General features: G+C 67.1%; 1 protein-coding gene. It reads left to right on the forward strand.

Annotated features, from left to right (window positions below; translation table 11 throughout):
* Window positions 1-61 precede the first annotated feature (61 nt).
* Window positions 62-1,081: IS630 family transposase (locus tag ACIRQP_RS42535; RefSeq protein ID WP_403900865.1), on the forward strand; the 1,020-nt coding region annotated here is incomplete at its 3' end.

A 1,081-nucleotide genomic window follows, 5' to 3' on the forward strand; every position in this document is an offset into this window, starting at 1 on the left:
CTAGTGTTGCGTGTTTGAAGTAGCTTTACGTCTGTGGTTTCGGGACAATGGGGCTGTGTATCTGGCCGCTGCGTTGCAGTTCCGTGAGGGTGACCGGTCGCGCCTGGAGGCGCTGACGCGGATGTCGACGGCCCCGGCGGGGGTGGTGCAGCGGGCGCGGATCCTGCTGCTGGCTGCGGAGGGTGTGTCCAACACGGACATTGCCGTCCGGCTGGGGACCTCGCGTCCGACGGTGCTGAAGTGGCGTGAGCGGTACGTGGCTTCGGGGATCGAGGCGCTCGGGGATCTGCCGCGTCCGGGCCGGCCGGGCACGGTGGACGAGGTGGCGGTGGTGGTGGCGACGCTGGCCGAGAACGGCCGGCCTCCGGCCCGTCTGGGGGTGACGCACTGGTCGTCGCGGCTGCTGGGTGCGGAGCTGGGGCTGTCCTTCTCGGCCGTGGCCAAGGTCTGGCGCAAGTGGGGTCTGCAGCCGCACCGGGTGGAGACCTTCAAGTTCTCCACCGATCCCGAGCTGGAGTCGAAGATCCGTGACGTCGTCGGGCTGTATCTGGCACCGCCGGAGAAGGCGGTCGTGGTCTGCGTGGACGAGAAGACCCAGATCCAGGCGCTGGACCGCACCGCCCCGATGCTGCCCCTGCGGCCGGGCCTGGCCGAGCGGCAGACCCACGACTACAAACGCAACGGCACGACCTCGCTGTTCGCCGCCCTGGAGGTCGCCACCGGAAAGATCAGCGCCGACGCCTGCTTCGAACGGCACACCAACAAGGAGTTCCTGGCCTTCCTCAAGCAGGTTGCCAAGGCCCACCCCCGGGTGAAACTGCACGTCGTCGTCGACAACTACGCCACCCACAAGCATCCCAACGTCAAGGCGTGGCTGGCGAAGAACCCCCGGATCACCCTGCACTTCACCCCCACCTCCTGCTCATGGCTGAACATGGTCGAGATCTTCTTCGGGATCATCACCCGGCAGGCCATACGACGCGGCACCTTCGAGTCCGTCCCCGACCTCAAGACCGCCATCCGCGACTTCATCGACGGCTACAACACCCGCTGCAAGCCGTTCACCTGGACCAAGTCCGCC

It is taken from the genome of Streptomyces sp. NPDC102274, assembly GCF_044766385.1.
Lineage (GTDB): Bacteria > Actinomycetota > Actinomycetes > Streptomycetales > Streptomycetaceae > Streptomyces.